The following is a 24,467-nucleotide window of genomic DNA, read 5'->3' on the forward strand; positions in this document are numbered from 1 at the left end:
CCCTTCCCTTCATTTTCATGGCAGGACTTGTGGCCGTTCAGCCATGATAGCTTCGTTAACGGAAAGGGAGATTGTATTTTTTTATATTTTACATATAATAATAAATCTAAAGACCTATATGTCATGAGTTAAGTCATATAATTTTTCAGATAATACCGTTTAATCCGAAAAATATATATACTATTATTGGTCTAAAGACCTTTAGATCATAAAATAAATAAATCATGGTGATAATTGTGTATCATACGAACAGAAGAAAAGAAGAACGCCAATTTTTAGAGATTCCTCTCTGCTCTGAAGTAACGATTGGTTCAATTAATAAGCAAGAGATTTCATGCGGTGTAATGAAAATTTGTATTAAAGATGTCTCGATTCACGGCTTACGCTTTATCTCCTCCCTTCGCTTCCCTGTAAACTCGAATCTTCTGCTTAAGTTCCAAACCCGAATTATGGATATGCTTATCACGCTAACCGGACAGATTATATGGCGAAGCTCCTCCCCGTTCAAACCGAGCACTTATGAATACGGGGTGCAACTGCTTCACGACGATTTTACCCGTTCACTATTCACAAAGTTATTTAATGATATGAGCGTCTGGCTCAAAAAAGTTCCATTTGTTCCAGGGTGTCGCTTCTGCAACACAGAAAGCTGTCCACTTTATTCCGTCAACAAACAAAAAGCGCAATGAAAAGACGCTCCGTTTAAGGGAACGAAGCGTCTTTTCCAATACTATTCTACGGTTTCTTTCTTGCGCTTATCACGCGGTATTTTACGTGCAACACCGGTTTTAATCGCTGCATCCACGACAGCATCCCGCACATTCTTCACAACCTTGTCATTGAAGACGCTTGGAATGATATACTGCTCGTTCAACTCTTCCTCTGTGATAATAGAGGCGATGGCTTGCGCCGCCGCGACTTTCATCTCTTCATTGATATCTGTAGCCCGGCAATCAAACGCCCCGCGGAAAATGCCCGGGAAGCAAAGCACATTATTAATCTGGTTCGGATAATCAGAACGCCCGGTTGCAAGCACCCGCACAATGCCAGCCGCTTCTTCCGGATCGATTTCCGGCTGCGGATTAGCCATAGCGAATACAATCGGATCCTTTGCCATTGTTTGCACCATTTCTTTAGACAGGATGTTACCGCGCGATACGCCGATGAAGACATCAGCGCCCACCAGCGCATCCGCTAATTGTCCCTGCACATCGTCCGGATTCGTGATGTTCGAAATTTCTTCCCACACCGGATTCTCGTACGTAACGGAGCGGGACAGAATACCGTCGCGATCCACCCCGATGACCTGCTTGGCGCCTGCGCTCAACAGAATCTTTGTGCAGGCGACACCCGCCGCGCCCATGCCGGTCACAACAATCTTACAATCTTCAATCTTTTTGTCGACGATTTTTAACGCATTCAGCAAGCCGGACAGGATGACGACCGCTGTTCCGTGCTGATCATCATGGAATACCGGAATATCCAGACGTTCACGTAGCGCCTTCTCAATTTCAAAGCAGCGCGGTGCAGAAATATCCTCCAGGTTGATGCCGCCGAATGCCGGCGCCATGCGTACAATTGTTTCAATAATTTCATCTGTATCTTTCGTATCCAGACAAATCGGGAATCCGTCCACCTGCGCCAGTTGCTTAAACAGCATTGCTTTCCCTTCCATTACCGGCATTGCGGCATATGGCCCGACGTCACCAAGCCCTAACACCGCCGTTCCGTCGCTCACGATAGCGACTGTATTCCGTTTAATGGTAAGCTTGTACGCTTTATACGGATCCTGAGCAATCGCTTCGCATACGTTTGCCACGCCCGGCGTGTAAACACGGGATAAGTCCTCCCGGTTCTGAATTGGGCGCTTCGCCCGTACCTCGATTTTCCCGCCGATATGGCTCAAGAATGTCCGGTCCGATACTGTAATAATCTCCACACCCGGCAGTGCTTCAATGTTCTTAATGACTTCCTCGATTTGCGGTCTGCTTTTTGTGTTAATTGTATAGTCACGCACCGTAGCTTCATTTGACGACTGTACAACGTCCATCGCCACGATATCTCCGTTCGCTTTGCCAACTGCAGTCGCGATATCCACAAAATTTACTTTGCGCACATCCAATTGCAAGCGCAAAATAATACTGGTTCCTAATAATGTAAACGGCTTCATGTTCTCCTCCTTTTTCCAAAAACCCAAAAATACATGATCCATGATCATAGTAATACAACTGTTTATTTTAACTGTAACAGCAGGAAAAAGGAAAGTCCCTATAGCACTTTTGAAAATATTAGCATGGAAAAAATGTTATAAACACACAGCCAGGTTTTTATAATGCCTCTTTCACCTTATATCTCCATTATCATTAAGCGGATTCATGCCCGCTTCTTTAGCTTTATCGGTTAGAGAATGAAGGCTATCGACGATGGAGGTTAGACGAACAAGGTGCTGCTGTACCTGGCCGGGCGATTGCGCTGTCTCCTTCAAGCTTGTTGCACATTCCACCAGCTGATCCGCAAGCCGATGTGCCAATGTAATATCAAACTGTCGATCCATATTTTCACCTCACGATACGTTTCTTCTCTTTAGTATGGAAGAAAAATGCGAAAGCATACTCAAAGCGTTTTTGTCTTTACTCGTTTAACTTCATAAATCAAAATGGTATAATGGGATGCAATGAGACAAGCATACTCATTTAGTTTCCGTGTATAGATAGGCAGGAAAGGAGTTAAGGATTCATGAAAGAAATGAATGCACAACAAATTATCGAATTTATCCAAAAAAGTGAGAAGAAAACACCGGTTAAAGTACATATTAAAGGAGATATCGAAGGCATTGATTTTGGTGCCAATACAAAATCCTTTATTACTGGCAATGTAGGTGTTCTGTTTGGCGACTGGAAAGAAATCCAGCCGGTGCTTGAAGCCAACCAGGCGAAAATCGAAGACTATGTGGTGGAAAATGACCGCCGCAACTCTGCGATTCCGCTGCTCGACATGAAAAATATCCAGGCTCGCATCGAGCCGGGCGCCATCATTCGCGACCAGGTAGAGATCGGAAACAACGCGGTTATCATGATGGGCGCTATGATTAACATTGGGGCAGTTATCGGCGAAGGCACAATGATTGACATGAACGTTGTAGTAGGTGGCCGCGGTACCATCGGTAAGAACTGCCATATCGGCGCCGGTGCCGTTATCGCAGGCGTTATCGAACCGCCGTCTGCCAAGCCAGTTGTTATTGAAGACGACGTTGTGGTTGGTGCAAATGCGGTCATTCTCGAAGGTGTACGCGTAGGACAGGGCTCCGTCGTTGCCGCAGGTGCGGTCGTTATCGATGATGTACCGCCAAACAGCGTAGTGGCAGGTACACCGGCGCGCGTAATTAAAACGATCGACGAAAAAACAAAATCTAAGACGGAAATTAAACAGGAACTCCGTCAACTGTAATCGACGCGGAAAGCTGGCGCTCGGCCTGGACAAGCAAGGGCCGGACGCCGGTTTTTCTTTTTCATGAATGAAGAGGTGATACATTTATGGGCGTGGATGCACTGCCATTTATTAAAATTCGCCGGGAACTGCACAAGATTCCGGAACCGGGCTTTAAAGAGTTTAAAACACAGCGTTTCCTGCTGGATTATCTGAACGGTTTACCGCAGGAGCGGATGGAAATCAAGACGTGGCGTACCGGCATCCTGGTAAAAGTCAGGGGTTCCAACCCGAGCAAGCGCCTGGGCTACCGGGCTGATATGGACGGTCTGCCCATCACAGAAGAAACTTCCTGTGAATTCCGTTCCACTCACCCCGGGTTTATGCACGCCTGCGGCCATGATATGCACATGGCAATCGCGCTTGGCGTTCTGACACACTTTGTGGAAAACCAGGTCAAAGACGACTTGATTTTCATTTTCCAACCTGCGGAGGAAGGTCCGGGGGGCGCGCAGCCGATGCTTGCAAGCAAGGAGTTTCAGGATTTTCAGCCGGATGCGATATTCGCTCTGCACATCGCACCGGAGTATCCGGTGGGTACGGTTGCGCTCAAACCGGGAATTCTGTTCGCCAATACGTCGGAGCTATTTATTGACCTAAAGGGCAAAGGCGGACATGCCGCATTCCCGCATACCGCGAACGACATGGTTATCGCAGCGGCCCATCTGGCGACACAACTGCAAAGCATTGTCTCCCGCAACATCGATCCGCTTGATTCCGCCGTCGTTACCATCGGCAAAATCGAAGGCGGCACCAAACAGAATATTATCGCCGAGAAAGCGCGGTTAGAAGGCACCATCCGTACGCTTTCGATGGAATCAATGCAGAAGGTCAAGTCACGCATCGAAGCGCTGGTGCGCGGTACAGAAGCCGGATTCGAATGCAGTGCCGCCATCGACTATGGGGCTAATTACTGCCAGGTATACAACGATGAAACGCTGACCCGCGAGTTTATGGACTGGGTACAGGAGAGCGGCGTAGCCAACCTGATTGAGTGCAAAACAGCGATGACCGGTGAAGATTTTGGCTACTTTCTCGCAGAAATCCCGGGCTTCCTCTTCTGGCTCGGTGTCAATACGCCGTACGGGCTGCACCATGCGAGAATCGAACCGGATGAAGGCGCCATCGAGGTGGCCATCCGGGTGCTCACACAATATTTTACATTTAAGGCCTCCTAAAAAAGGCCGGTTGCGATTCACTCGCGCCGGCCTCTTTTCATATTTTCATTCTGCTTCAACCGGTGATTTATACTGATTTCGCATACAGAATTTCAGTATTTTTCCCGATGCGTTACGGGGGATTGCCTCCAAAATATACATCCGGAAATAACCATACCTTCCCTTCTTACATCCCCAAATTTTTGGCAATGATCACTTTCATAATCTCGTTTGTGCCCGCATAAATGGCGGCCACCGGAATGTCACGGTAGCGGCGGGCGATCGGGTATTCTTCCATATAACCATAGCCGCCATGCAATTGCATGCACTGGTTGGCAACACGCCGCGCCATCTCCGTCGTCCACCATTTGGCCATCGACACCTGGGTTACGACATCTTTACCCTGCATGTGGTTAACAATGAGATCGTCTACGAACGTGCGGCCCACCTCGATTTCCGTCGCCATCTCCGCAATCGTGAATTGGATGTGCTGAAGCTTCGATAGCGGTTTGCCGAACGCTTCCCGTTCTTTCACATACTGTAGCGTCATCCGAAGCATCTCTTCGGCGGCGGTTTGTGCGCAGATTGCGACCACAAGCCGCTCCTGCTGCAGCTTTTCCATCAGATAGATAAACCCTTTCCCCTCCTCACCAAGCAGGTTAGCTACAGGTACACGCGCATCTTCGAAAATCAGTTCCGCCGTGTCCTGGCTGTGCAGCCCCACTTTATCAAGCTTGCGTCCGCGTGAGAAGCCCGGGGTGTTCCGCTCGACCAAGAGCAGGCTTACCCCTTTGTGCGGCGGATTGGCTTTCGGATCAGTCTTGCATGCAACCAGAATCAAATCTGACTGGATGCCGTTCGTAATAAATGTTTTTTGGCCGTTCAAAATGTAGTAATCCCCGTCTCTAATCGCTGTGGTGCGAATGCCTGCCAGGTCTGAACCTGCACCAGGCTCCGTCATTGCAATCGCGGTAATCACGTCCCCGGCCACGCAAGGCGGCAGATATTTTGCTTTCTGCTCTTCCGTTCCGTAGGAGGCAATGTACGGTGTCACAATGTCATTGTGCAGGCCGATGCCCACCAGCCCGGAACCGATGCGTTCCAGCTCTTCATTGATAATGACAGAGAAGCCGAAATCGACGCCCAGGCCGCCGTATGCTTCATCTACCCACGGACACAAAAATCCGTTGTCGCCCATCTTCTTCCAGAACTCACGTGGAATGATTCGATCCTGTTCCCATTGGTCGAAATACGGAGCCGCTTCTTTCTCCAGAAACTTGCGGAGCGAATCCCGAAACATCAAGTGCTCCTCGGAAAAATATGCCCGCGCCGGATTGCGTGATGTCAGCGTAGTAGTTCCCACGAAATCTCCTCCCTCATTAACTTTTCGTTCGCTGCCCTGCCAGAAACGGTCGCACAGTTCGCGCTTCAGAATTTTTCAGCATGAGCAGCGCCATCCAATCGCTTTTCTGTACGTGGAGCCCGCATCCCGCTCTCCTTACAACTACTTCATGTTTTTGAAAATTCCTTCTTGTTTATTCAAAAATTTTCCATTCATCCTCCTGTTCCTTATTTTTTCATACAGTTTTCAGAGAAAATGTTTATAGTAAAGTTAAGGATACTGGCAAAAAGGGGGGCTATGCAATGCGCATCCTGCTTGCGGAAGATGATCGAAAATTAGGAAACTTAATTGCGCATATGCTGAAAAAAGAAAGATACGCTGTGGACTGGACAATGAATGGAATGGAGGCATACGAACGTTTGGGAGCGGAACTGTACGATTTGCTAATTTTAGATTGGATGATGCCCGGGAAAGACGGAATTTCTGTTTGCCGCGATCTACGACAGGAAGGCTATCAAGGAGCAATTTTGCTTCTGACCGCACGGGATTCAGTAGATGATCGGGTATGCGGGCTTGACGCGGGAGCAGACGATTATCTGGTGAAACCGTTCGATTTCGCTGAACTGTTCGCACGCATTCGCTCGCTGCTGCGCCGCAGGCAACTTCCGCTTGCGGAAGAAGTCATTCCTATTCGCGATCTACTGCTGAATTGCAATCAGAGAAGTGTACAGCGAAATGGAGAAGACATTCAGCTTACCCCGCGTGAATTCCAACTACTTGAACTACTTGCACGCAATCGCGGGCACATCGTGCCGCGCGATACCATCCTCGACCGTGTCTGGGGGTACGATGCGGAAGTAAGCAGCAACACGCTGGACGCTTTCGTGCGCCTGCTGCGCAAAAAGATTGATCGCCCCGGGGAAAGTACGCTAATTCGCAACGTACGTGGCATCGGCTATAAGCTAGAGGTGTAGTATGTTTAAAAAAACTCATACCCGCCTAACGATATTATTTACTGGCTTAATGGTACTGTTTCTATCAGCGTTTGCGGTGATTAGTTATTTCTCATTTTCATTCATTTTGTACCGCGACAGTAAATATCAGACGCTCGAGCTGGCCGAACAGGAAGCGCAGGAGCACAGGCACAGTTTTGAGCACGATTTTAAAAAGAAAGAGCACATCGATTACAATCCACAAGATTCTTCCTTTTATTATATTGTTCGCCGTGATGGACAAGTCATCGGTGGGGATGAGAGCTTTCCGACCCTTCGTGTCCCCATCATGGAACGTCTGGTCGACTGGCATCCAGGGCCGGATGAGGTTCGAATCGAAGAATTCAAGCTTGAAGGCGACAAGAAAATTTATATGGTTATCGCCGGACGTGCTGTCTACAAGAATGGAGACATTATAGGGGCTATCTATGCAGGCAAAGACATTACCCAGCAGCGGATGACACTTAACCGGCTCACCACCGTATTGGGCATTATAGCCGCCCTCTTTGCCATTGTCTCTTCCGCTCTGGGCTATTATATGGCGGGCCACGCTATGCGCCCGATTGCCCGCTCGTTTGCAAGACAGCGTGAGTTCGTAGCGGATGCATCCCATGAACTTCGCACTCCACTCAGCATTCTCCACTCCTCCCTTGAGGTGTTGGACAGCGAGGAAAGGGAGCACCTCTCTCCCTTCTCGCAGCAAATTATGGACGATATGAAGGACGAAGTGGCACGGATGCGCTCGCTAGCCGAAAATTTGCTGACGCTGGCGCGCGCGGACTCCGGTGCACTGGAAGTGACGAAGGAGACGTTTGATCTGTGTCCCATAGCGGAAAAGCTGGTCCGCTCGTTCCAACCGCTACTCTCCGAACGGGGGCAAACATTGGAACTCAATACGCCCGAAAAATTTGTGATGTATGCCGATAAGGAACGGATTACACAACTTCTCTGTATCCTATTGGACAATGCCAGGAAATACACCCCGCAAGGCGGACAAATCACCCTTCGTCTTTATGAAACCAGAAAAGGAAAAGAGCGCATGCTATGCATCGACGTACAGGATACGGGAATCGGGATTCCACCTGAAGAACAGACTCGCATTTTTGATCGATTCTACCGCGTAGATAAGGTTCGTTCGAGGGAGTTGGGAAGCACCGGTCTCGGACTTTCGATCGCCAGTTGGATTGTCCGTGTCCACCAGGGTGTTATCCGGGTACAAAGCGAGCCTGGAAACGGAAGCACATTTACCGTGCAATTCCCAGCAAAATACGCAGGGCAAGCAGGCAAGCGGTTATAGCGGCAGTTCCGCTATATACAATCTGCATCCACAAGGCGTTCGTATCTGTTCCCAATATGACGCCGTGAGTTAACGCCAGCGCATAGGCCAGAAACGCATCATAATGAATGAGACGCCATGCCCTTCTCCCGATTTTCTTCTGCAAATCGGAAGAGAGGATGAGTAAAAAGAATAAGTAAAAAGAAAGAATGCCTGCCGCTTCCTTTACACTTTCATGGTCAGAAAGGAACGGAACCGCGATCTCCCAGGCTGTATATGTGACGTAGTCGTCAAATAACAAAACACATCCGTGTAAAAGAGCAAACATAAGGCCAAACCAGCTTGCCGCATTATGAATCGCGGCAAGCGCGGGACGGAGAGGAAGCGGCAGGATACGCATACTTTGCAAAATGCCTGTCATAACGGCTGTAAAAAGCAGTCCATACGCCACCAGACCTGCTGCCCGTGTAAGATGCCAGACAGAAAGGATAGGGGCAAGGTATTCAAATACACTCGACATGCTGCTTCACCTCGTACGCAACACAATAGTTTTCTATATTTCGGTTTGCTTCTATGGAACCATCGTTCTTTACTAGCACATAGGCCGCCTCTGGCTTTCGCTGCCGCAACCAGGGAGGTCCTTGCTCCGTCCCTAAAATCAACAGGCATTTCGCATAGACTTCTGCTGCCGTCAAATCGGGAAGCAATACCGTCGCCTGCCAGATGTCAGAAGAAGCGGACTTCTGTGTCCGCGGATCTATAATATGGTGCGAAACACTTCCGTTCGACTGCCGCCAGCGCCGTTTCTCCCAACTGCTTGTAGCAATGCCTACAGTCCCGGCATGAAGCGTAAGGCGGGCTACCTCTCTTTTCTCGTCTCTCGGTTCTAGAATCTGAATCTGCCATGGAAGACCTGTCGCTTCGTCACTCCAGGCCACAATATCCCCTCCCGCGTTTAATAGCCCTTCCCTTCTCCCTTCCTTCTGCAACCAGTCCGCCATCTTCTGTACACTCCATCCTTTTGCGATGCCTCCAAGATCAATCCAGTTCCCTGCGTCAATCGTGATTGGTGTATAGGCCTTCCCATTTTTAAAACAATAAATCTGTTTGGGTTGAGCAGCCTGATTGGATCGATATAATAACGAGTTTTCGTTACCTGCCGGAAATTTATCACGCATACGTTCAAAACTTTCGGCATATCCCAATGAAGAAAGCTGCTTACCGAGATAGTGACAGAAGAGGCCATCCGTCTCCCGGTAATATACTTCCGCTTCCCGCATAAGATGATAGATAAGCGCAGAGACGATATGAAGCGGGGCATCTGATTGGTTGATGCGCGTGATTTCGCTGTTTGGAAGGAATCGACTCGCTTTTTGTTCCACATACGCCATCCAGGCCTCTACTTCCCGATGTGAAGCATTTGAAAGCCCCAGCGTGGAACACATCGTATTCATCGCCCGAAATGTATGCATATTCTTATGAGGCATGGGATTTCGCCGTCCTTATCTCGCTACCCGGTCCTGCCATGCTTCCCTTAGAGATCGATTTTACACCCACTCCCTGATAAATATGTGCCTGTTCTCTATCTCCGTGTTCAAGTTCCTTATGATGCTCCCATTCTTCATCATCACTATCATCTTTGTCATGGTCATGCTCTTCGTCGTAGCCTTCATCTTTTACAAATCGCTGATACTCTCTTTGTTCATTGCTTTTTCTCGCTTCATAGTCCTTCCATTCCATACGTATCTCATCCATAAGATTTTTTTCTGCATCCGCATCCATTTGTATAGCTTGCGATTGCTGTGCAGCAGACTTTGCCTGTTGTGTCCTCCCCTCCTGTTGTATAGGAGCAGCTAGTTCGGCAGGTACTCCCTGTGCCTCCTGCTTCCTTGCATCCGCTTCCTTCGTAACCTCGACCAATCCGACAAAAGCGGCCACACTCGACAAACCGACCGCCCATTTTACCCATGCTTGCTTTTTCATCTATTTTCCTCCCTAGTGCGGTAATTGCTTTTACTATATCCTCCATATCTGAAAATAGCATGAAAAAACACTCTTCTTTTCTTTCTTCATTTTAGTATCAGGTACTAACACTTTATGTTATAATGAATGCTGATTGACAGTATCCGTAAAGCAGGTGACATTGAACATGCAATATCATGATTTCAAAGACATCATCCTGAACCGGCGGAGCGTACGAAAGTTTATCGAACAGCCGGTTAGTATTGAAGACGTGAAAGAACTCATCGACTGCGCGCGCTATGCGCCCAGCGATACAAACTCGCAGACATGGGAATTCATCGCGATTTTGAATACAGAAAAGATTAAAGAAATCTCCGACATGACATGGGAAGAGCTGCACAAAATCGCCGATGAGGCAAAAAAACGCGGGCTTGAGAAGGAAGCCCGCCTGCTGGCGCGTTCCTTCGGTCCGTATGCGACCGCATTTACCGGTGCACCGGCGCTCATCGTCTGCCTGGCCACGCCGTATACGTCGAAGTTCCGCGAAAAAATCTTCGATCCGATTATGATCAGCGAGCCGTCGTTCTGGGACGAAGAAGGCATTAAAAGCAGTTGCCTCGCAATCCAGAATCTAATGCTGGCCGCCCATGCAAAGGGACTCGCGACATGCGCCATGACCGGACCGGTCCTGCTCGCTCAGCATCGGATGCGGGAATATCTGCAAATCCCGGCGGAAAAGCAAATCAACATGGTTATTGCGCTCGGCCATCCTGCCGAAGTACCGGCACGGCTGCCGCGCAAACCGGTGGAAGACATCCTGCAAATTATCGAATAGAGGGAAAATGAGAAAAACTCGCGGGCGTTGCCGCTCGTCCTTTTTCCTCAAAGAAGCCAAACAGCCGCTTTGTGTCGCTCCGCATCACACGCTCCACAAGGAAAAAGGAACGTTTGGCACACGCCTCGCGAGTTTTTCTCGCTTACGAATGGAGGGAAAGGCCTTTGCCTTTTTCCACATTGAAATCACCCTCTCATTCTCTTCTCTCTTTTCCTTCTTACCACAAAAAGACAGCCTCCCTTCCCTCCATTTTCATGACAAAGCTTGTGGCTAATCAGCCATGGTGGATTTTTTTAAAAAGAGGTAGTATTGAAAGTGGAGAAGGGAGGCTTTACCCATGCATAACTCCAGGCAAACCGATATTCAGCATACTATTCTTCTCTTTGACGGCGTCTGTAACCTGTGCAATCAGGCCGTCCTTTTCATTATTCCGCGGGACCCGAAAGAAACGATCCGTTTCGCTTCCCTGCAGTCGGATACAGGACAGCGTTTGCTGGGCCAGCACGGTCTTTCCGCAGACAGATTGGATACGATGGTACTGATCGACAGAGGAAAAGCGTACACAAAGTCGTCGGCAGCGCTTCGAATCGCGCGAAAACTTCATTGGCCATGGCCGCTTTTTTACCTGTTTATTCTTATTCCTCGGCCGCTCCGGGATACGGTATACGACTGGATCGCCAGCAACCGCTACCGCTGGTTCGGCAAGAAAGAGCAATGCATGCTGCCGACGCCTCAAACTCGCCGGCGATTTCTCGAATGATCCGCACCTATGCAATCGTTAACGTTATTGAGTGCTCGCCGTCTTTTCTTTTAAAAGAAAATATAGCGCATTTTTCACTTTGCCGAATTCGGAAGCGTGCGGGCGGTCATCGTCATCTTTGTATCCGTAATCGACCATACGATTGCGGTTCAGGCACAATTTCGTCAACTCGGGCTTAAACAGGTCAAACATTTCAAAACGCTCCTGCAGATGAGGGAACCGCTGCTGGTAAGCTTGAATCGCATCGACCAGTCGGCTCCAGAATGTCCGTTCTTCCAGCAAACCGTTGTTGACCAGAAGATTGGACAAGTACCTCAGGTGACAAATGAACAGGCCCGTAAAAATAAATTGCGTCAAACCTTCCGGCGGCTCGCTGCGCAGCACAGCCTTTAGCTCTTTCGTTAGCGCTTTAAGCTCAGGCAAAGGCTGGTCGCTGATGTTCACATCATCTACAAAATCTTTGATAGCCAGGCGATGCGGCATATAATCCTTCAAGACAAGAATTGTATTCTGCCCGTGCGGCGAGAATACGGTGCCGTATTGATATAAATAATGCAGCAACGGCGGCATTATTACCTGGAATAATCGCTTCGTCCACTCCTCCGCCGACAAGCCGGAACGTTCGATGAGACTTTGCACGAACGGTTTGCCGTTTTTGTCCGTGTGCAACAGCGCGGCAAGCGTAATCGGATGCTCACCGTCCTCCAGATACGTATAAATGCTCTCCCGCCAGATCGTCCCCAGCATCTCAAGGTATTGATACGGCGCATGCTCCAGGTTTTCGTAATAAATATGGCTGCAGTTGATGCTTGCAACCTCCCCCGGAAGAATGACCCGGCATTCCTCTTTTAAGAACGGATCGTTTTCTTGAATGCCTTTGATATATTCCGTAATCTTCGGCGCAATCAGTGTACGCTCAGTCGGTAATCCTCTATATACGAGCGTGTTGAGAATACTCATCGGAAGCTTTACATGATGCTTTGATTTATCCGTCGTGTTTACGAATGTCCGGATGGACTGCTGCGGAAGATACATATCCGGTCCATCTCCCAGGGGAACGATGTGACCTAAAGCTAAGTCTTCTGCATAGTTTTGAATAATGACGTTTTTCCACTGCCATTCGTGAATCGGCATGAAATAATAATCTTCACGCTTGTATCCTTTCTCCTGCATGACATTTTCAAATCGGGCCTTCGTACTTCCATCCAGCTCATGTTCCATCAACGCTTCGAAATTCAACCCTTCAACGGATTGGAATGTTGCCCGGTCTTTATGGACGGCAATCCAGGACAGCCGGATTTCCTTCTGATTTTCAGGGGCGAAGTTCAGGTAATCGTCGTAGCCGAATCCGATCCTCCCTTTATTGTATGTAATCCACGGATGGCCGGTCATCTCCCCCTCCAGGATGGCGTAGTCGACATCGACCAACTCATCGGATGTTCTGGACTCCTTGGACAGGATATGGGCATCAGCAAGCAGTGTATGGTTCAATTCCTTAATCAAATGCCCCGCCGTCTCCGGTGACATGCCTATCATCTTCTGAATGTCCAGCAGGAACTCAATCGCGCTCGCAGCCTCCTTCCACTCTCCGTCCGCAAAAACTTCAATCGAATCATGCTTCACGTCAAAACTATCAAATAAGCGTTCCGCCGCGGAAAAGCGATACTTTTTCTGTTCTGAAATCGACAGTTCGTATCGATCGATTTCGCCCTCCTGATCGATCATCTCTGGATGAAGCATGTCCTCGTACATATATTCCGAAAACATTTTTGCGAGAAGTTTTCGATTCACTTCTATCCATGTTCTCTCATCCAACACTTTTTCTACTTCATTGATAAATAGCATCGTTGCCCTCCTTCAATTTCTGTACCTTTATAAAATTCGCCGCCTTCCCTCTATTCCGCCGTTTTGGTTCCGTTCATTGCTTTGTTTCTATACGTTGCTGCACCAACAATGATAAGATGAAGCGCAAAAATGAAGGCGGCAGCGATAAACGGCGAAGCTAACGAATAATCCTCCACCAGCGCCAGAGCGCTTAAAGGCGCTAATAGCAGCCCGAGGTTTTGGAAAGACGATAGAATGCTGTAATGATAATGAGCATTTTGGCTCCGCTGAAACAAATAAATATCCAGGATTGCCTGGCAGATGGCCAGACAGAAGCCGAACAGACACCGGGAAAAAATAAGCCATCCGAGACCCGGGCTAATGCCCTGCACGATCAAACTGAGGAATAATAGCCAGCCCGATATCTTATAAAAAGACGGGAGTTTTTCCAGACTGCACCGCTTTATGACAGGGAGCGCCAGTACGGCCATTAGGCTCGGAATCAAGAATAAGATGCTGCTGCTGACGAAAGAAGTATGAAAGGTCCCCTCCGTAAAAATAGTGAAAAACGGGCGGATAACATTGACCGAAAAGTGCAGGGTGAAAATAAGCAGGGCCATTTTCACGAAAAACATTATGTTGACCTCATTCTTCTCTGTCCCCTGTACATCGTTTTCTTCCGATTTATCCACTACAGATTCAAACGTAGTTTTATTCCTAAAGCTTTTCTTGAAAACTATGAAGCAAACAATCCCTTGCAGCAGGTCTAGCAGAGCAATCCACCAGAAGATTTGTAAAGGGGCTGCAAGGTTGATGACCCAGCCGCTGGTTATCGTCGAGGCGATAATCGCTGACTGAAGTACCGCATGATACGTTCCCGTCACCTGTTTCTTTTCGCTTCCGGCTGCCTGAATCATAATCGTATACAGCAGCAAGTAGCTGCTTTTGAATATCAATAGCATAATAGAAAACACAAGGAATTGCTGTTCGTTTTCCGATATAGCCATTAAAGCGCATGAAATGGCGGTCCCTGCCTGTCCGGCAATCAACAGTCGCTTACTGTCTATTTTTTTTGAAAGAAAGCCCCAGACGGGGGAAGCGAGAACCACGGTTAATCGGCAGGCGAATATATACCACCCGGTAAAACCGTAATCCTCCACGCCAAACACTTTTTGAAAGAACTGCGGATAAAACGGAGACAGCAGAACTTCCGTATAGACAAACAGGAACACGCAGGTGAACAATACAACCGAGACTACACGCTTATCGTCACGCATTTCTTCCCTAATCCAAACGTTTGGAAAACATTCTTTTCATGGACCGGATATACTTCTCTTCCTGCAAGATAATTGATAATGACAGAGTTGCGGTAGGCTCCCAATCCGAGATCCGGCGCGCCGACACCGTGCGTATGCAGCTCGCCGTTCTGAACGAAAATTTCATTCGGCGTGTTGATATGCGTCTTAAGCCGGTAATCGCGCGTCACCTGATACCTTCCCCTATCATCCCAGCAAATAAGATTCTTTATGCCTGAGAGAAAACCCGGTATGCCCGGTCTGTATCCGGTACCGAGAATCACGACATCTGAGCTGTGCTCAAACTCTTCCTCTTTTATCCATTGCAGGCAGCGCAAGGACCACGCACCCTTCCTTTCCTCTATATCCAGCACTTCCGTCATGGATTGAAGCTGGACATCGGGCATTTCTTCGGCGACAGAACGTTCATAGAGCAAATCGTAAATATCAGCAATCGTTTTCGCGCTAATGCCTTTATAGAGCAAATCCTGTTCGGGCAATATCTCATCTTTCTTATCCTGCGGCAGGTTATAGAAGAAATGAATATAATCAGGCGAGAAATACTCCAGCCCCAGCTTCGAGTATTCCATCGGGAAAAAGCCTTTTGATCGGGTGAACCAGCTGAGTTTGAAACCAAATTTGCTCTGCTCTTTCACCAAATCGTAGAACACCTCGGCCGCGCTCTGTCCCGAACCGATCACGGTAACGGACTTTGCCCCCAAACAATAATGTTTCTTCTCCAGATACTGCGAAGAATGGAAGACCGTATTGCCGAGTTTGCTTCGCAAATGTTCCGGCACGAACGGCTGCGTCCCGGTCCCGATAACAAGATGCTTGCTGAAATAGCGCTCTACGGCTTCTGTTCCTGTATCTCTCACATGAACTTCATATAAGAATTCCCCGTTCAATTCAAAAAGAGCTACGTCGATTACTTCCTTGCCAAAGCGGCACTCTTCCAATTGATCGGCTGTCCAACGGCAATAATGATTGTATTCTTTTCGCGGAATCTTGAAATTCTCCAGGAAATAAAAATGATAGAGCCGCTTATGCTCCTGCAGATAGTTAAGAAAGCTGAATCTGCTTTTCACATCCGCCATACTGACGAGATCGGCCAGAAAGGGAACCTGCAGGGTCGTTCCCTCAATCAGCATGCCCGGATGCCAGTCGAATTCCTGCTTTTTCTCAAAAAATACGGCATCAAGCTCAGGAACGCTATCAAGCAGGGCCGCCAGTCCCAAATTAAAAGGACCGATGCCAATGCCGATGATGTCAAACACACTTTCAGGCTCTTTGCGTATCAAAGACATGCTTCCACTTCCTCTCAAAATTCTCTCTATGGCAAAACATCAACAATCCGGTCTTATCGGGAAGCTCTATCGGCTTAACCGGCTCAAAACCACATGTTTCGAATATGTGTATCATCTTCTTGTTTCGGATGTCCGGTTCCGCTACAATCTTTTTCGTCCGGGCAGTTAAGAACTGAAAGCGAACCATCGCCCGCAGCAGCGGGAGGGCGTAGCCTTTTCCGAGAAATTCTTTCTCTCCGATGAGCAAATGGATGCCCTGATCGAACAAATCATACGGATAGTAATCTTCGATAATATCCCCCTTGACCCAGTAGGCTTCCCAATAACTCATCGGGATTTCTTCAATGCAACCTAAATAAAGCGTCTGATGCTGATCGTTTAAAAATTTCTCCAAATGCCGCTTGTATTTTTCCAGAGAAATATTTAGCTTCCAGAATGGAATCACATGCTCTTCCTGCATCCATCTGTGGAGCAAGTGCAGGTCTCGTTCGTACTCTACTTTGACGAAGGAGATCGTCTTGTTTATGTCTTGATCGAATTGCGTATAGCTGCTATTCACGGGCCACTCCCACCTTCTGAAGCAAAGGATTTTTGATCATCGTGTATACCGACTGTGCTTCCAGCGATCCGACCAGTTCATCCATATCGTGGAATCGGGTCAGCAGATTGGCTTTGCACGGCAACCCGGGCGCATAAAGCAGGCTATGCAGCAGGCTGCTTGTTTCGCCCGTTTGTCTATAATGGAAGTCCAATCTATCTCTTAAGATTTGAAGCAGCTTCTCCTCCCGAACAAGTCCTGCGGTTCCAAAACCGTTGATCAGGCCAAATAAATGATTAAAGAAGAAGTAATAACGCAGCCGCTCTTCCGCCACATGGTCCGCGCAAATCGTACTGCTTTTTTGACTCAATCCCGGTATTAGCTCTGCAAGCCGCTCCGCTTTCGATTCGCAATAGTAATAGCCTTGATTGTCACGATAGTAGAACCGTTCCGGGTATCCGTCTTTCAGCTTTACGATGGAATTCTGCTGGTGCGCTTCCAGAGCAATTCCGTACTCTTCGTACAGCCAGATGAGCGGATCGAGGGAAATAGAAAGATACCTCTCAAACCAATCGACACTCACTTCCTCCACTGTCCGCTCTTCTTTCGCGGCAATCTCTCTGACAATGGAGCCCAGCCGGGATGTTTCGCCGTACGCATGATCCTGGCATAAACCGGCAATCAGGCTTGCATTTCGGTCGTCCTGATAGAAAGGATTTTCCCTCATAACTACTTCGAACCCCGATTCTTCTCCTTGTAGCTTGATGCTTAGGTAGGCCGGATCTTTGATAATGTGAAAATGCCTGTGGTTTTGGCTAAGCCGCTCTCCGATTTCCGTCTGCAGAAGCCGGGATATTTCCACTCCCCTGTCCAATTCTTTCTGCTTGTTCACCCTTAAGGAATTCGTAATTTTAATAGGGACGGAGAATTTATACATATACCGGGCTTGCCTGCTGTACACCGTGCGGACGGAAGAAGTCGCGGTAAACAGCCTTCCCTTTGGTCCCAGATACTCCAGTAGCCCTCTGTCCATAAGCGCCTGTACTTCCGGTTTCTCCACCAGGGCGCTGGCCTGAAGAGGGTGGGCGGGCAGCAGAATAAACCCGTCACTCCGGCAATACGCTTCTATAAACCTCTCCTCCATGGCCGGATCGCTTCTCATTTCTTCTCGTATCATGTCAGCCGCCGAAGTTCCCGTACTCGAATCCTGCAGGACGATGGACGGGTGCGCCTTGAAATAGTGAAGCTGGAATTTCCCCTTCAACTCCGGAGAAAAAATCCGTTCTTCTTCCTCTGAAATCCCCTGCTTGCTTTTTGGGGTTGGATGCAGCAAATGGCCGAAGAGAAGCGATTGCTCCGCCTCAATGAACGAAAAATCAGGTTCGGCAAGCGCAAGCGCATCCTTCACTCTGCTTTCCGCATAGCGCCGTATATTCCTGCAACTTAATATGACGCGCAGCATAAACTCGTCTTCTGCATCCGTACGGCCCTGTTCAAGCAAAAGCTCCTTCGTGATAAGCGAGACCAGCGTAACGTAATCGGCTGGCTGCGGGTCCGACGATTCTTTCGTTCGATAATAAATCGGAAACGAAAATAAATGTCTGCCTGTCGCCGACCAATAGCGGACAGGAATGATGATCTCTATTTGCTGGGAAGACAGCGAGCTGACCAGAACCGTTTCCGGTACATGCACATGATTTGCAAACAACTTATTACCGAACAGTCCGGGCGAACGCTCCGTATAATTTTCTGTTTCACGCAAATAGCAATTCAAGAAGCTTTGGATCGTGGCTCTTTCCGCGATATCTTTCATGTGATTCAATGAATTCCCCCCCTTATGTACATGTCGCCAAGCTTTTGAACTTCCTCAAGGATGCTCTCGATGTCTTCGATGGTCGTTCTCGGGTTCAGCAACGTAAATTTAAGATAGGCCGTTCCGTCGATGCTCGTTCTGGCGATTACCGCACTTCCTCTTTGAAGAAGCATCCGGCAAATCAGCCTGTTTGCCTTATTTACCATCTCTTTGTCCTGGCAAAAAGCGGGCTGGTAGCGAAACACTACCGCATTAAGCTCCGGCTGTTTATTCAGGACGGTCAGCTTATCCATTTCGGAAATTCGGTCCGCGGCCGCTTGCGCAAGACGGAACGTATAATCAATCATTTCGCCAAATCGTTCTGTTCCGATGACTCTTAACGAAACAAAAAGCTTCAATGCATCAAACCGCCTTGTCGTTTGAACCGATTTATTGACAAGGTGCGGCACTCCTTCTTCTTCATCCTCAACGGGATTCAGGTAATTGGCATGATGATGGATAAAACGAAAACTTGTACCGTCTTTTACCAGGAAAGCTCCGCAACTGATAGGCTGGTAAAAAAGTTTATGGAAGTCTACCGTAATGGAATCCGCCAGCTCAATTCCCTGCAGCTTTCCGGAGAAATCCCGGCTTAACAGCAAAGCTCCGCCATAAGCCGCATCCACATGGAGCCATATGCCGTTTTCCTTTGCGAGCTTCGCCATCTCCCGCAGCGGATCGATGCTTCCGAAATCGGTAGTACCGCAGGTGGCCACAAGGGCGAACGGAAAAAGCTGTTCCTGCCGTAATTGTGCAAGCTTTTGATGCAGGTCTTTCACGCACAGCCGGCGCCGATGGTCCGTTTTGATGAGCACAACCGAATTCTCACCCAGGCCGAGCTGCGAAGCGGATGTTTTCACCGTAAAATGTGCATCTTCCGAGCAAAGGATACGCAGGCGGCGGGCTTCTGGAGGCAGTCCGTCCTTTTGGACGTTCCATCCCCAGTGTTTCCAGCAGAAAGCATCCCGGGCAAGAAGCAGTCCCATGTAATTGGACTGTGTCCCCCCGCTTGTAAACGTACCGTCCGCCCCTTCCTGATATCCGAATGCGCCGCAAAGCCACCGGATCATTTCTTCTTCCAGGTACGTAGCGGCCGCGCTTTGATCCCAGGAATCCATGGATTGGTTCAATGCGCTGATCATCATCTCCGCAGCCAAAGCGGGAATCAGTGGAGGACAATGCAGATGTGCAATGCTTTTCGTATGCGTTACATGGATGGCATTGGAGAGAAGGCTTGTATAAATCTCTTGCAGTACGTCCTGCAAGCTCTCTCCCGCCTCTGAAATAGGCCACAAACTTTTAACGTCAACTCCTACCTCTTTAGGCGCCTTTCCCCTATATGGTTTTGGATAGGCCGCATAGAATTTCGACAGCGTTTCTTTGACAAGATCAACCGCCTGCCTGTAAGCCTGCAATCCCTCTTTCCCCGAATGGAGGAAAAGTGAAGGAACATAAGACAGACTTTCTTGATAGATTTCGGACTTTACTGGCATGTCTTGTTTCATAAGCATCTCACCCCTTTTGGACGGCCGCCCGGACAGCTGCCTTGAAAATTGCGATGACTTCGTTCATCTGCTCTTCCGTGATAATCAACGGAGGAAGGAATCTTACGACACTGCTGTGCCGCCCGCCAACTTCCAGGATGAGTCCGCGGTTAAAGCACTCCCGCTGAATTTTGCTTGCCAGTTCGGGATTGGCGGGATAGCTGCCGTTTGGCGCCGGCTGATACAGCGGATTTACGATTTCGACTCCGACCATCAGCCCCCGGCCTCTTACGTCTCCGATTTCATGGATATCCTCTTGCAGCTCTTTCAGAGAATCCATCAACTTTTCACCCATCCGTCCGGCATGGGATGCCAAATCGTTTTCTTTAATGAATTTCAATGTGGCCGCTCCCGCCGCCATAGCCATTTGATTTCCCCGGAATGTACCGATATGGGCGCCCGGAGACCATTGATCCAGGTCTTTATCGTAGATAACGACAGACAGCGGAAGACTGCCGCCGATGGCTTTGGAGAGAACGATGACATCCGGGATAATGTCAGCATGTTCAAAAGCGAACAGTTTGCCGGTACGTCCGATACCCGTCTGCACTTCGTCGATAATAAGCGGGATGCCCCGCTCCTTGGTAATTCTCCGCATCTCGCGAATCCATTCGATCGGTGCGGGAATTGAGCCTCCTTCGCCCTGGACTACTTCAAAAATCATTCCCGCCGGAGGAAGCACGCCGCTTTCCGGATCATCAAGCAGATTTTCAATGTAGCGGCTGCTAATGCGGTGACTTTCTTCTCCGCCGACGCCAAACGGGCAACGATACGCATACGGATAGGGGAGAAAATGAACGTCCGGGACCAGCCCCTGCACTTTCTCCTTCGGGCCGAGCGTTCCGCTCAGCGACATGGTCCCTTGCGTTGAGCCGTGATAACCGCCCTGGAACGAAAGAATGCTGCGCTTTCCTGTCGCGGTTTTTACCAGCTTAATTGCAGCTTCGATCGCATCCCCGCCTGTCGGGCCGCAAAACTGGATCTTTGCCCGCTTCGCGAATTCCTCCGGAAGACTGGAAAACACCTCGTTTATAAACTCCTCTTTCACCGGTGTCGTTAAATCCAGCGTATGTAAAGGGCGCTTGTCCCGAATCACCTGCTCTATGGCCTGAATAGCAACTGGATGGTTATGGCCAAGCGCCAATGTACCCGCGCCTGCAAGGCAATCGTAATACCGCTTGCCGTCGACATCATGGACGAATACACCTTCTGCTCTATCGATTGCAATCGGAATTCTTCTCGGATACGACCGTGCGTTGGATTCCCGTCTTTCCTGCTGTTCAAGAAGCTCCTGGTTTTTCGAAACCTGTTTTATTGGCATACAAAACTTCCTTTCTAATTGGAAATTATTTTCAATAACACTTGTAACATCAGATTAATTGATAAAGATTATCATTGTCAACAATACTTGAGAGCTATTCTCATTTATGATTCTTTTTGCTCGATCCGTGGGTATTATGCACGAATTAATATAAATACTCTGATAATATAGTCGATGCCAAAAACAGGGAAAATTACCCATTTTTCCGATATGTCCCCTCTATCTTTTCCCAAACGCAAAAAGACCTGAAGGGACAGCCTTCGCCAGACACCTTCAGGTCTTACTCTTATTTATCTGCTTGAGTTATATCCCGTTCTTTTCTTCCACAACTCTTTCAATCCGCTTTGCTTCAAGCCACTTAATCTGCATTCCTTCCGTTTTCTTAATCGTAAATCGCCATTGCGCGCAATCAATATACATCCCTTCCCGGATACCGGCGATACGGGCTGCCACCCAGCCCCCTATCGTATCGAATCCGTCTTCCGGTTCAATTCCGGTCAGCTCTGCCACTTCAGACAACAGCACTTTGTTATCCAGCATATAATGGCTCGGGCCGAGCGTCTCGACCGGCGAACGTTCATGTGTATCGAACTCGTCACGAATTTCGCCTACGATTTCTTCCAGAATGTCTTCCATGGTAACCATGCCTGCGGTTCCTCCGTATTCGTCAATCAAGACAGCGATGGATGTCCGCTTCTCCCGCATAGTTTCCAGCAGCTTCTCAAGCGGTGTGGCTTCATTGACGAACAGCGCCGGACGTATGATATCCATAAGCGAGAGGTTCGCATTCCCAAGGTACTTGATAAACAGTTCCTTCGTATGAACCACGCCGAGAATATGGTCTTTGTCCTCGCCCGCAACCGGATACCGGGTAAATCCTTCAGCACGAATCGTTTTTAAATTCGCATCCATGCTCTCTCCCGCATACAGGCAGACCATCTCCGTCCGCGGCACCATAATCTCGCGCGCCACCCGCTCGCTGAATTTAAAAATATTATTTACGTATGCATATTTCGTGGGGTTAATTTCTCCGCTATCCAGGATTTGCGCCAGAAGCAGGCGAAGCTCTTCCTCCGGGTGGGCATGCCCGACCGCCGACTTCCGAGGAAGCAGGCGGACCGCCAACCAGACGGCGGCGGCAAGAAGCACAGTGACACACAACATACTTATGACCCCGTCCATCCGCTTCCCGAAGGTCCACCTCCGTCACGCAATCTCATACACGCAAGGCTTTTTTATCACTGTAAAGCAACATATCCTTTCCTACACTACTAAAAAGACCGCCACAGGGACGGTCTATAAATCGAAATCAATCTCTTCTTCAATCTTTCCGGTTACTTCTTCTTCATACACCAGTTGACCTTCAGTAAAATCTTCTTCCCTAACCGCCTTTTCTTCTACCGCCATTATTTCTTGATAACCAGCAGGCATCGTTGGACGAAGCATGATTTCTCTTCGCAACGCCTCAAGTTCTTTGCGCATTTCCCGAATCAGGGCCAAGAGTTCATCTTCCCGGCAGTTTCGACGTTCTCTATATAAATCTTCCTCTACTAAGCGATTTATATAAGCCGGAAGCTCATTTATGTTTTTTGATTTATTATTTAGGATTCGATATACTTCACTGCTCATGAACTTTGTACGAATACTGATTACAGATCGTCTTTCATTAATGACAGATTGTCTTTTACTAATTACGGATCGCCTTTTATTAATTACGGGTCGTCTTTTAGACTTCATAAAATATCATCCTATTGCGCTGTAGCTGTAGCAGTCTCATTTAGGCTAAGGATTTCCAATGCATACAGATTGAGTTTACGTGCATCGGGCAGAAAGATGTGATACTGCTGCTGAATTTCTTCTCCATATTTTTCTGCTATTACTTCTTCAATAAATTTTTGTAGCACCGCTCCATTACCGCCGAGATACACATTTTTATACATCTTCCCTTGTGGTAACGGGAATGTATTCTCTATTTTTGCATTGTATATTTCCGCGTAGTTACGCAGAGATTCATGAATCACCTTTGTAAGGTCAGTAGTTTTCCCGCTCTTTCCATCTAGTAACCTCATTTCAGATTTATCGATGTTCTCATAAATGAATTTCTCTAAAGAACGAACATCCGGGAAAAACTCCAGCAGCTTTTCGGTTCTTAACTTCTCGATATGCTTCAGATAAGAAATGTCTGTAAGAGACTGCAGCGCATCCCTGTTTTTCGGTGCCTTCAATCCAGCGGGAAGAAATGCCAAATCACAGGTTCCTGCCCCGATGTCGTGCATAAGGGTATCAAAATCATTAAACTGATTTGCCAGATCATTGTTTTCCAGCCTGAAGTTTTTCTTAATTGCCCACCTGGCATCGGCACCCTCGATCCGGCATTTCGATGTAGCTACTTTAATTGATAAAGTACGCTCAGCTCCTGGAGTAAAGATCGTCACGTTATGTTCACCACGGAAGCGTGCAGCCATCTGCTCCTGCATATCTGAAAATTTATCTGCTTTTTTCAACAGCCAAATCGGAAGCATGGTTGAGAAATAATCAATCTCAACGTTACTCTGATCCGGACTTTCTGCATGAAGAACATGATAGTAGGCAACACCGGCTAAGAAACAGATGTAAGGAATTTCTGACTCGACTTTATTATGTAGTTTAGCGATATGCTTGTTACCTAACTGATGGTTTTCTGCTGCCTCCCCGATTAAGAAGAAACGTTCCCGATCATCAATAACGGATGAGATAAGAACATTTTTCAGAAACTCCTTCGGATCATCAATTCTTGATGTAAAATGAGCATTCGCTTCCTTCACGCTAAGCTCTACCACGTTAGTTGTTAGCTCGAAATAATAACCGTTCACCATAAATTGTTCAATGGAATTTCCGGAATCCTTATTGAACCTTTTAATCTTAAAAACGCTCATATTGTCCTCCTTTGGATGGTTTCTTCCTCTGTTAACATCCGTACCAAAACCTTGCTTTTGG

The 24,467-nt window shown here is 48.1% G+C and carries 24 protein-coding genes; 8 read left to right on the forward strand and 16 right to left on the reverse strand.

Annotated elements, in window-relative coordinates:
- Positions 1-236: 236 nt before the first annotated feature.
- Positions 237-689, forward strand: coding sequence for a PilZ domain-containing protein (locus tag ADA01nite_RS01870; protein WP_170230078.1), 453 nt, complete (start codon positions 237-239; stop codon positions 687-689).
- A gap of 41 nt (positions 690-730) precedes the next feature.
- Here the strand turns inward: ADA01nite_RS01870 and ADA01nite_RS01875 are convergent, their stop codons facing one another.
- On the reverse strand, positions 731-2,170 hold the full coding sequence (locus ADA01nite_RS01875; RefSeq protein ID WP_146808204.1) for an NAD-dependent malic enzyme: 1,440 nt from the start codon (positions 2,168-2,170) through the stop codon (positions 731-733).
- Between the two features lie 171 nt (positions 2,171-2,341).
- A complete protein-coding gene (locus tag ADA01nite_RS01880; RefSeq protein ID WP_146808205.1) occupies positions 2,342-2,554 on the reverse strand; it encodes a hypothetical protein in 213 nt (70 codons plus the stop codon).
- Positions 2,555-2,736: 182 nt separating this feature from the next.
- On the opposite strand from ADA01nite_RS01880, the gene dapD reads away from it, so the two are divergent.
- Together dapD and ADA01nite_RS01890 are read left to right on the forward strand one after the other, a co-directional pair.
- On the forward strand, positions 2,737-3,447 hold the full coding sequence (gene dapD / locus ADA01nite_RS01885; RefSeq protein ID WP_146808206.1) for a 2,3,4,5-tetrahydropyridine-2,6-dicarboxylate N-acetyltransferase: 711 nt from the start codon (positions 2,737-2,739) through the stop codon (positions 3,445-3,447).
- Between the two features lie 86 nt (positions 3,448-3,533).
- Positions 3,534-4,664, forward strand: a complete 1,131-nt coding sequence (locus tag ADA01nite_RS01890; protein WP_146808207.1) for an N-acetyldiaminopimelate deacetylase — start codon at positions 3,534-3,536, stop codon at positions 4,662-4,664.
- A gap of 166 nt (positions 4,665-4,830) precedes the next feature.
- Here ADA01nite_RS01890 and ADA01nite_RS01895 read toward each other — a convergent pair whose 3' ends face one another.
- Positions 4,831-6,006 (reverse strand): acyl-CoA dehydrogenase family protein, encoded by a 1,176-nt coding sequence (locus ADA01nite_RS01895; protein WP_281285958.1) that lies wholly within the window; start codon positions 6,004-6,006, stop codon positions 4,831-4,833.
- A gap of 281 nt (positions 6,007-6,287) precedes the next feature.
- Between ADA01nite_RS01895 and ADA01nite_RS01900 the strand changes: the two genes are divergently transcribed.
- Entirely contained in the window at positions 6,288-6,959 is a 672-nt protein-coding gene (locus ADA01nite_RS01900) for a response regulator transcription factor (protein WP_146808208.1), read from the forward strand.
- Between the two features lies 1 nt (position 6,960).
- Positions 6,961-8,274 (forward strand): sensor histidine kinase, encoded by a 1,314-nt coding sequence (locus ADA01nite_RS01905; protein WP_146808209.1) that lies wholly within the window; start codon positions 6,961-6,963, stop codon positions 8,272-8,274.
- On the opposite strand, the gene ADA01nite_RS01910 is transcribed toward ADA01nite_RS01905, so the two are convergent.
- The 3 genes from ADA01nite_RS01910 to ADA01nite_RS01920 are packed head-to-tail and all read right to left on the reverse strand — an operon-like array spanning position 8,222 to position 10,236.
- Positions 8,222-8,773: a DUF8596 domain-containing protein gene (locus ADA01nite_RS01910; RefSeq protein ID WP_146808210.1), complete on the reverse strand. Its 552-nt coding sequence runs from the start codon at positions 8,771-8,773 to the stop codon at positions 8,222-8,224. The two genes, ADA01nite_RS01905 and ADA01nite_RS01910, sit on opposite strands and share 53 nt — an antisense overlap.
- Positions 8,757-9,740, reverse strand: a complete 984-nt coding sequence (locus ADA01nite_RS01915; RefSeq protein WP_146808211.1) for an FAD:protein FMN transferase — start codon at positions 9,738-9,740, stop codon at positions 8,757-8,759. Before ADA01nite_RS01915 ends, ADA01nite_RS01910 begins: the two co-directional genes overlap by 17 nt.
- Positions 9,730-10,236, reverse strand: coding sequence for a hypothetical protein (locus ADA01nite_RS01920; RefSeq protein ID WP_146808212.1), 507 nt, complete (start codon positions 10,234-10,236; stop codon positions 9,730-9,732). Before ADA01nite_RS01920 ends, ADA01nite_RS01915 begins: the two co-directional genes overlap by 11 nt.
- Before the next feature lie 166 nt (positions 10,237-10,402).
- Between ADA01nite_RS01920 and ADA01nite_RS01925 the strand changes: the two genes are divergently transcribed.
- The 3 genes from ADA01nite_RS01925 (at position 10,403) to ADA01nite_RS01935 (ending at position 11,810) form a co-directional block, all read left to right on the forward strand.
- Entirely contained in the window at positions 10,403-11,050 is a 648-nt protein-coding gene (locus ADA01nite_RS01925; protein WP_146808213.1) for a nitroreductase family protein, read from the forward strand.
- Positions 11,051-11,057: 7 nt separating this feature from the next.
- A complete protein-coding gene (locus ADA01nite_RS01930) occupies positions 11,058-11,324 on the forward strand; it encodes a hypothetical protein (RefSeq protein ID WP_146808214.1) in 267 nt (88 codons plus the stop codon).
- Positions 11,325-11,387: 63 nt separating this feature from the next.
- Positions 11,388-11,810, forward strand: a complete 423-nt coding sequence (locus ADA01nite_RS01935) for a thiol-disulfide oxidoreductase DCC family protein (protein WP_146808215.1) — start codon at positions 11,388-11,390, stop codon at positions 11,808-11,810.
- A 24-nt stretch (positions 11,811-11,834) separates the two neighbouring features.
- Here the strand turns inward: ADA01nite_RS01935 and ADA01nite_RS01940 are convergent, their stop codons facing one another.
- The 10 genes from ADA01nite_RS01940 to ADA01nite_RS01985 form a co-directional block, all read right to left on the reverse strand.
- The gene (locus ADA01nite_RS01940) at positions 11,835-13,655 is read right to left on the reverse strand and encodes an IucA/IucC family protein (RefSeq protein WP_146808216.1); all 1,821 of its coding nucleotides are present in this window, start codon (positions 13,653-13,655) and stop codon (positions 11,835-11,837) included.
- A 50-nt stretch (positions 13,656-13,705) separates the two neighbouring features.
- Positions 13,706-14,911 (reverse strand): MFS transporter, encoded by a 1,206-nt coding sequence (locus ADA01nite_RS01945; protein ID WP_146808217.1) that lies wholly within the window; start codon positions 14,909-14,911, stop codon positions 13,706-13,708.
- The gene (locus ADA01nite_RS01950; protein WP_146808218.1) at positions 14,890-16,236 is read right to left on the reverse strand and encodes a lysine N(6)-hydroxylase/L-ornithine N(5)-oxygenase family protein; all 1,347 of its coding nucleotides are present in this window, start codon (positions 16,234-16,236) and stop codon (positions 14,890-14,892) included. Before ADA01nite_RS01950 ends, ADA01nite_RS01945 begins: the two co-directional genes overlap by 22 nt.
- The gene (locus tag ADA01nite_RS01955) at positions 16,211-16,762 is read right to left on the reverse strand and encodes a GNAT family N-acetyltransferase (RefSeq protein ID WP_146808249.1); all 552 of its coding nucleotides are present in this window, start codon (positions 16,760-16,762) and stop codon (positions 16,211-16,213) included. The genes ADA01nite_RS01950 and ADA01nite_RS01955 overlap by 26 nt, the downstream gene beginning before the upstream one ends.
- A 25-nt stretch (positions 16,763-16,787) precedes the next feature.
- Positions 16,788-18,596 carry an IucA/IucC family protein gene (locus ADA01nite_RS01960; RefSeq protein ID WP_146808219.1) on the reverse strand — a complete coding sequence of 603 codons (1,809 nt, stop codon included), beginning with the start codon at positions 18,594-18,596 and terminating at the stop codon, positions 16,788-16,790.
- On the reverse strand, positions 18,593-20,131 hold the full coding sequence (locus ADA01nite_RS01965) for a pyridoxal phosphate-dependent decarboxylase family protein (RefSeq protein ID WP_246147188.1): 1,539 nt from the start codon (positions 20,129-20,131) through the stop codon (positions 18,593-18,595). Before ADA01nite_RS01965 ends, ADA01nite_RS01960 begins: the two co-directional genes overlap by 4 nt.
- Before the next feature lie 7 nt (positions 20,132-20,138).
- Entirely contained in the window at positions 20,139-21,491 is a 1,353-nt protein-coding gene (locus ADA01nite_RS01970) for an aspartate aminotransferase family protein (protein WP_146808220.1), read from the reverse strand.
- A 303-nt stretch (positions 21,492-21,794) separates the two neighbouring features.
- On the reverse strand, positions 21,795-22,655 hold the full coding sequence (locus ADA01nite_RS01975; protein WP_170230079.1) for a hemolysin family protein: 861 nt from the start codon (positions 22,653-22,655) through the stop codon (positions 21,795-21,797).
- Between the two features lie 132 nt (positions 22,656-22,787).
- Positions 22,788-23,228, reverse strand: coding sequence for a hypothetical protein (locus ADA01nite_RS01980; RefSeq protein WP_146808222.1), 441 nt, complete (start codon positions 23,226-23,228; stop codon positions 22,788-22,790).
- A gap of 11 nt (positions 23,229-23,239) precedes the next feature.
- Complete coding sequence (locus ADA01nite_RS01985) at positions 23,240-24,406, reverse strand: Alp7A family actin-like protein (protein WP_146808251.1); 1,167 nt, start codon at positions 24,404-24,406, stop codon at positions 23,240-23,242.
- Positions 24,407-24,467 lie beyond the last annotated feature (61 nt).

Origin of the sequence: Aneurinibacillus danicus (assembly GCF_007991215.1) — a bacterium.
Classification (GTDB): Bacteria; Bacillota; Bacilli; order Aneurinibacillales; family Aneurinibacillaceae; genus Aneurinibacillus; species Aneurinibacillus danicus.

Coding starts and splice junctions, on each gene's coding strand:
- ADA01nite_RS01875 (WP_146808204.1), bottom strand. CDS start 2,170: ATGAAGCCGTTTACATTATTAGGAACCAGTATTATTTTGCGCTTGCAA.
- ADA01nite_RS01880 (WP_146808205.1), bottom strand. CDS start 2,554: ATGGATCGACAGTTTGATATTACATTGGCACATCGGCTTGCGGATCAG.
- dapD (WP_146808206.1), top strand. CDS start 2,737: ATGAAAGAAATGAATGCACAACAAATTATCGAATTTATCCAAAAAAGT.
- ADA01nite_RS01890 (WP_146808207.1), top strand. CDS start 3,534: ATGGGCGTGGATGCACTGCCATTTATTAAAATTCGCCGGGAACTGCAC.
- ADA01nite_RS01900 (WP_146808208.1), top strand. CDS start 6,288: ATGCGCATCCTGCTTGCGGAAGATGATCGAAAATTAGGAAACTTAATT.
- ADA01nite_RS01905 (WP_146808209.1), top strand. CDS start 6,961: ATGTTTAAAAAAACTCATACCCGCCTAACGATATTATTTACTGGCTTA.
- ADA01nite_RS01910 (WP_146808210.1), bottom strand. CDS start 8,773: ATGTCGAGTGTATTTGAATACCTTGCCCCTATCCTTTCTGTCTGGCAT.
- ADA01nite_RS01915 (WP_146808211.1), bottom strand. CDS start 9,740: ATGCCTCATAAGAATATGCATACATTTCGGGCGATGAATACGATGTGT.
- ADA01nite_RS01920 (WP_146808212.1), bottom strand. CDS start 10,236: ATGAAAAAGCAAGCATGGGTAAAATGGGCGGTCGGTTTGTCGAGTGTG.
- ADA01nite_RS01925 (WP_146808213.1), top strand. CDS start 10,403: ATGCAATATCATGATTTCAAAGACATCATCCTGAACCGGCGGAGCGTA.
- ADA01nite_RS01930 (WP_146808214.1), top strand. CDS start 11,058: ATGAGAAAAACTCGCGGGCGTTGCCGCTCGTCCTTTTTCCTCAAAGAA.
- ADA01nite_RS01935 (WP_146808215.1), top strand. CDS start 11,388: ATGCATAACTCCAGGCAAACCGATATTCAGCATACTATTCTTCTCTTT.
- ADA01nite_RS01940 (WP_146808216.1), bottom strand. CDS start 13,655: ATGCTATTTATCAATGAAGTAGAAAAAGTGTTGGATGAGAGAACATGG.
- ADA01nite_RS01945 (WP_146808217.1), bottom strand. CDS start 14,911: ATGCGTGACGATAAGCGTGTAGTCTCGGTTGTATTGTTCACCTGCGTG.
- ADA01nite_RS01950 (WP_146808218.1), bottom strand. CDS start 16,236: ATGTCTTTGATACGCAAAGAGCCTGAAAGTGTGTTTGACATCATCGGC.
- ADA01nite_RS01965 (WP_246147188.1), bottom strand. CDS start 20,131: ATGAAACAAGACATGCCAGTAAAGTCCGAAATCTATCAAGAAAGTCTG.
- ADA01nite_RS01970 (WP_146808220.1), bottom strand. CDS start 21,491: ATGCCAATAAAACAGGTTTCGAAAAACCAGGAGCTTCTTGAACAGCAG.
- ADA01nite_RS01975 (WP_170230079.1), bottom strand. CDS start 22,655: ATGTTGTGTGTCACTGTGCTTCTTGCCGCCGCCGTCTGGTTGGCGGTC.
- ADA01nite_RS01980 (WP_146808222.1), bottom strand. CDS start 23,228: ATGAAGTCTAAAAGACGACCCGTAATTAATAAAAGGCGATCCGTAATT.
- ADA01nite_RS01985 (WP_146808251.1), bottom strand. CDS start 24,406: ATGAGCGTTTTTAAGATTAAAAGGTTCAATAAGGATTCCGGAAATTCC.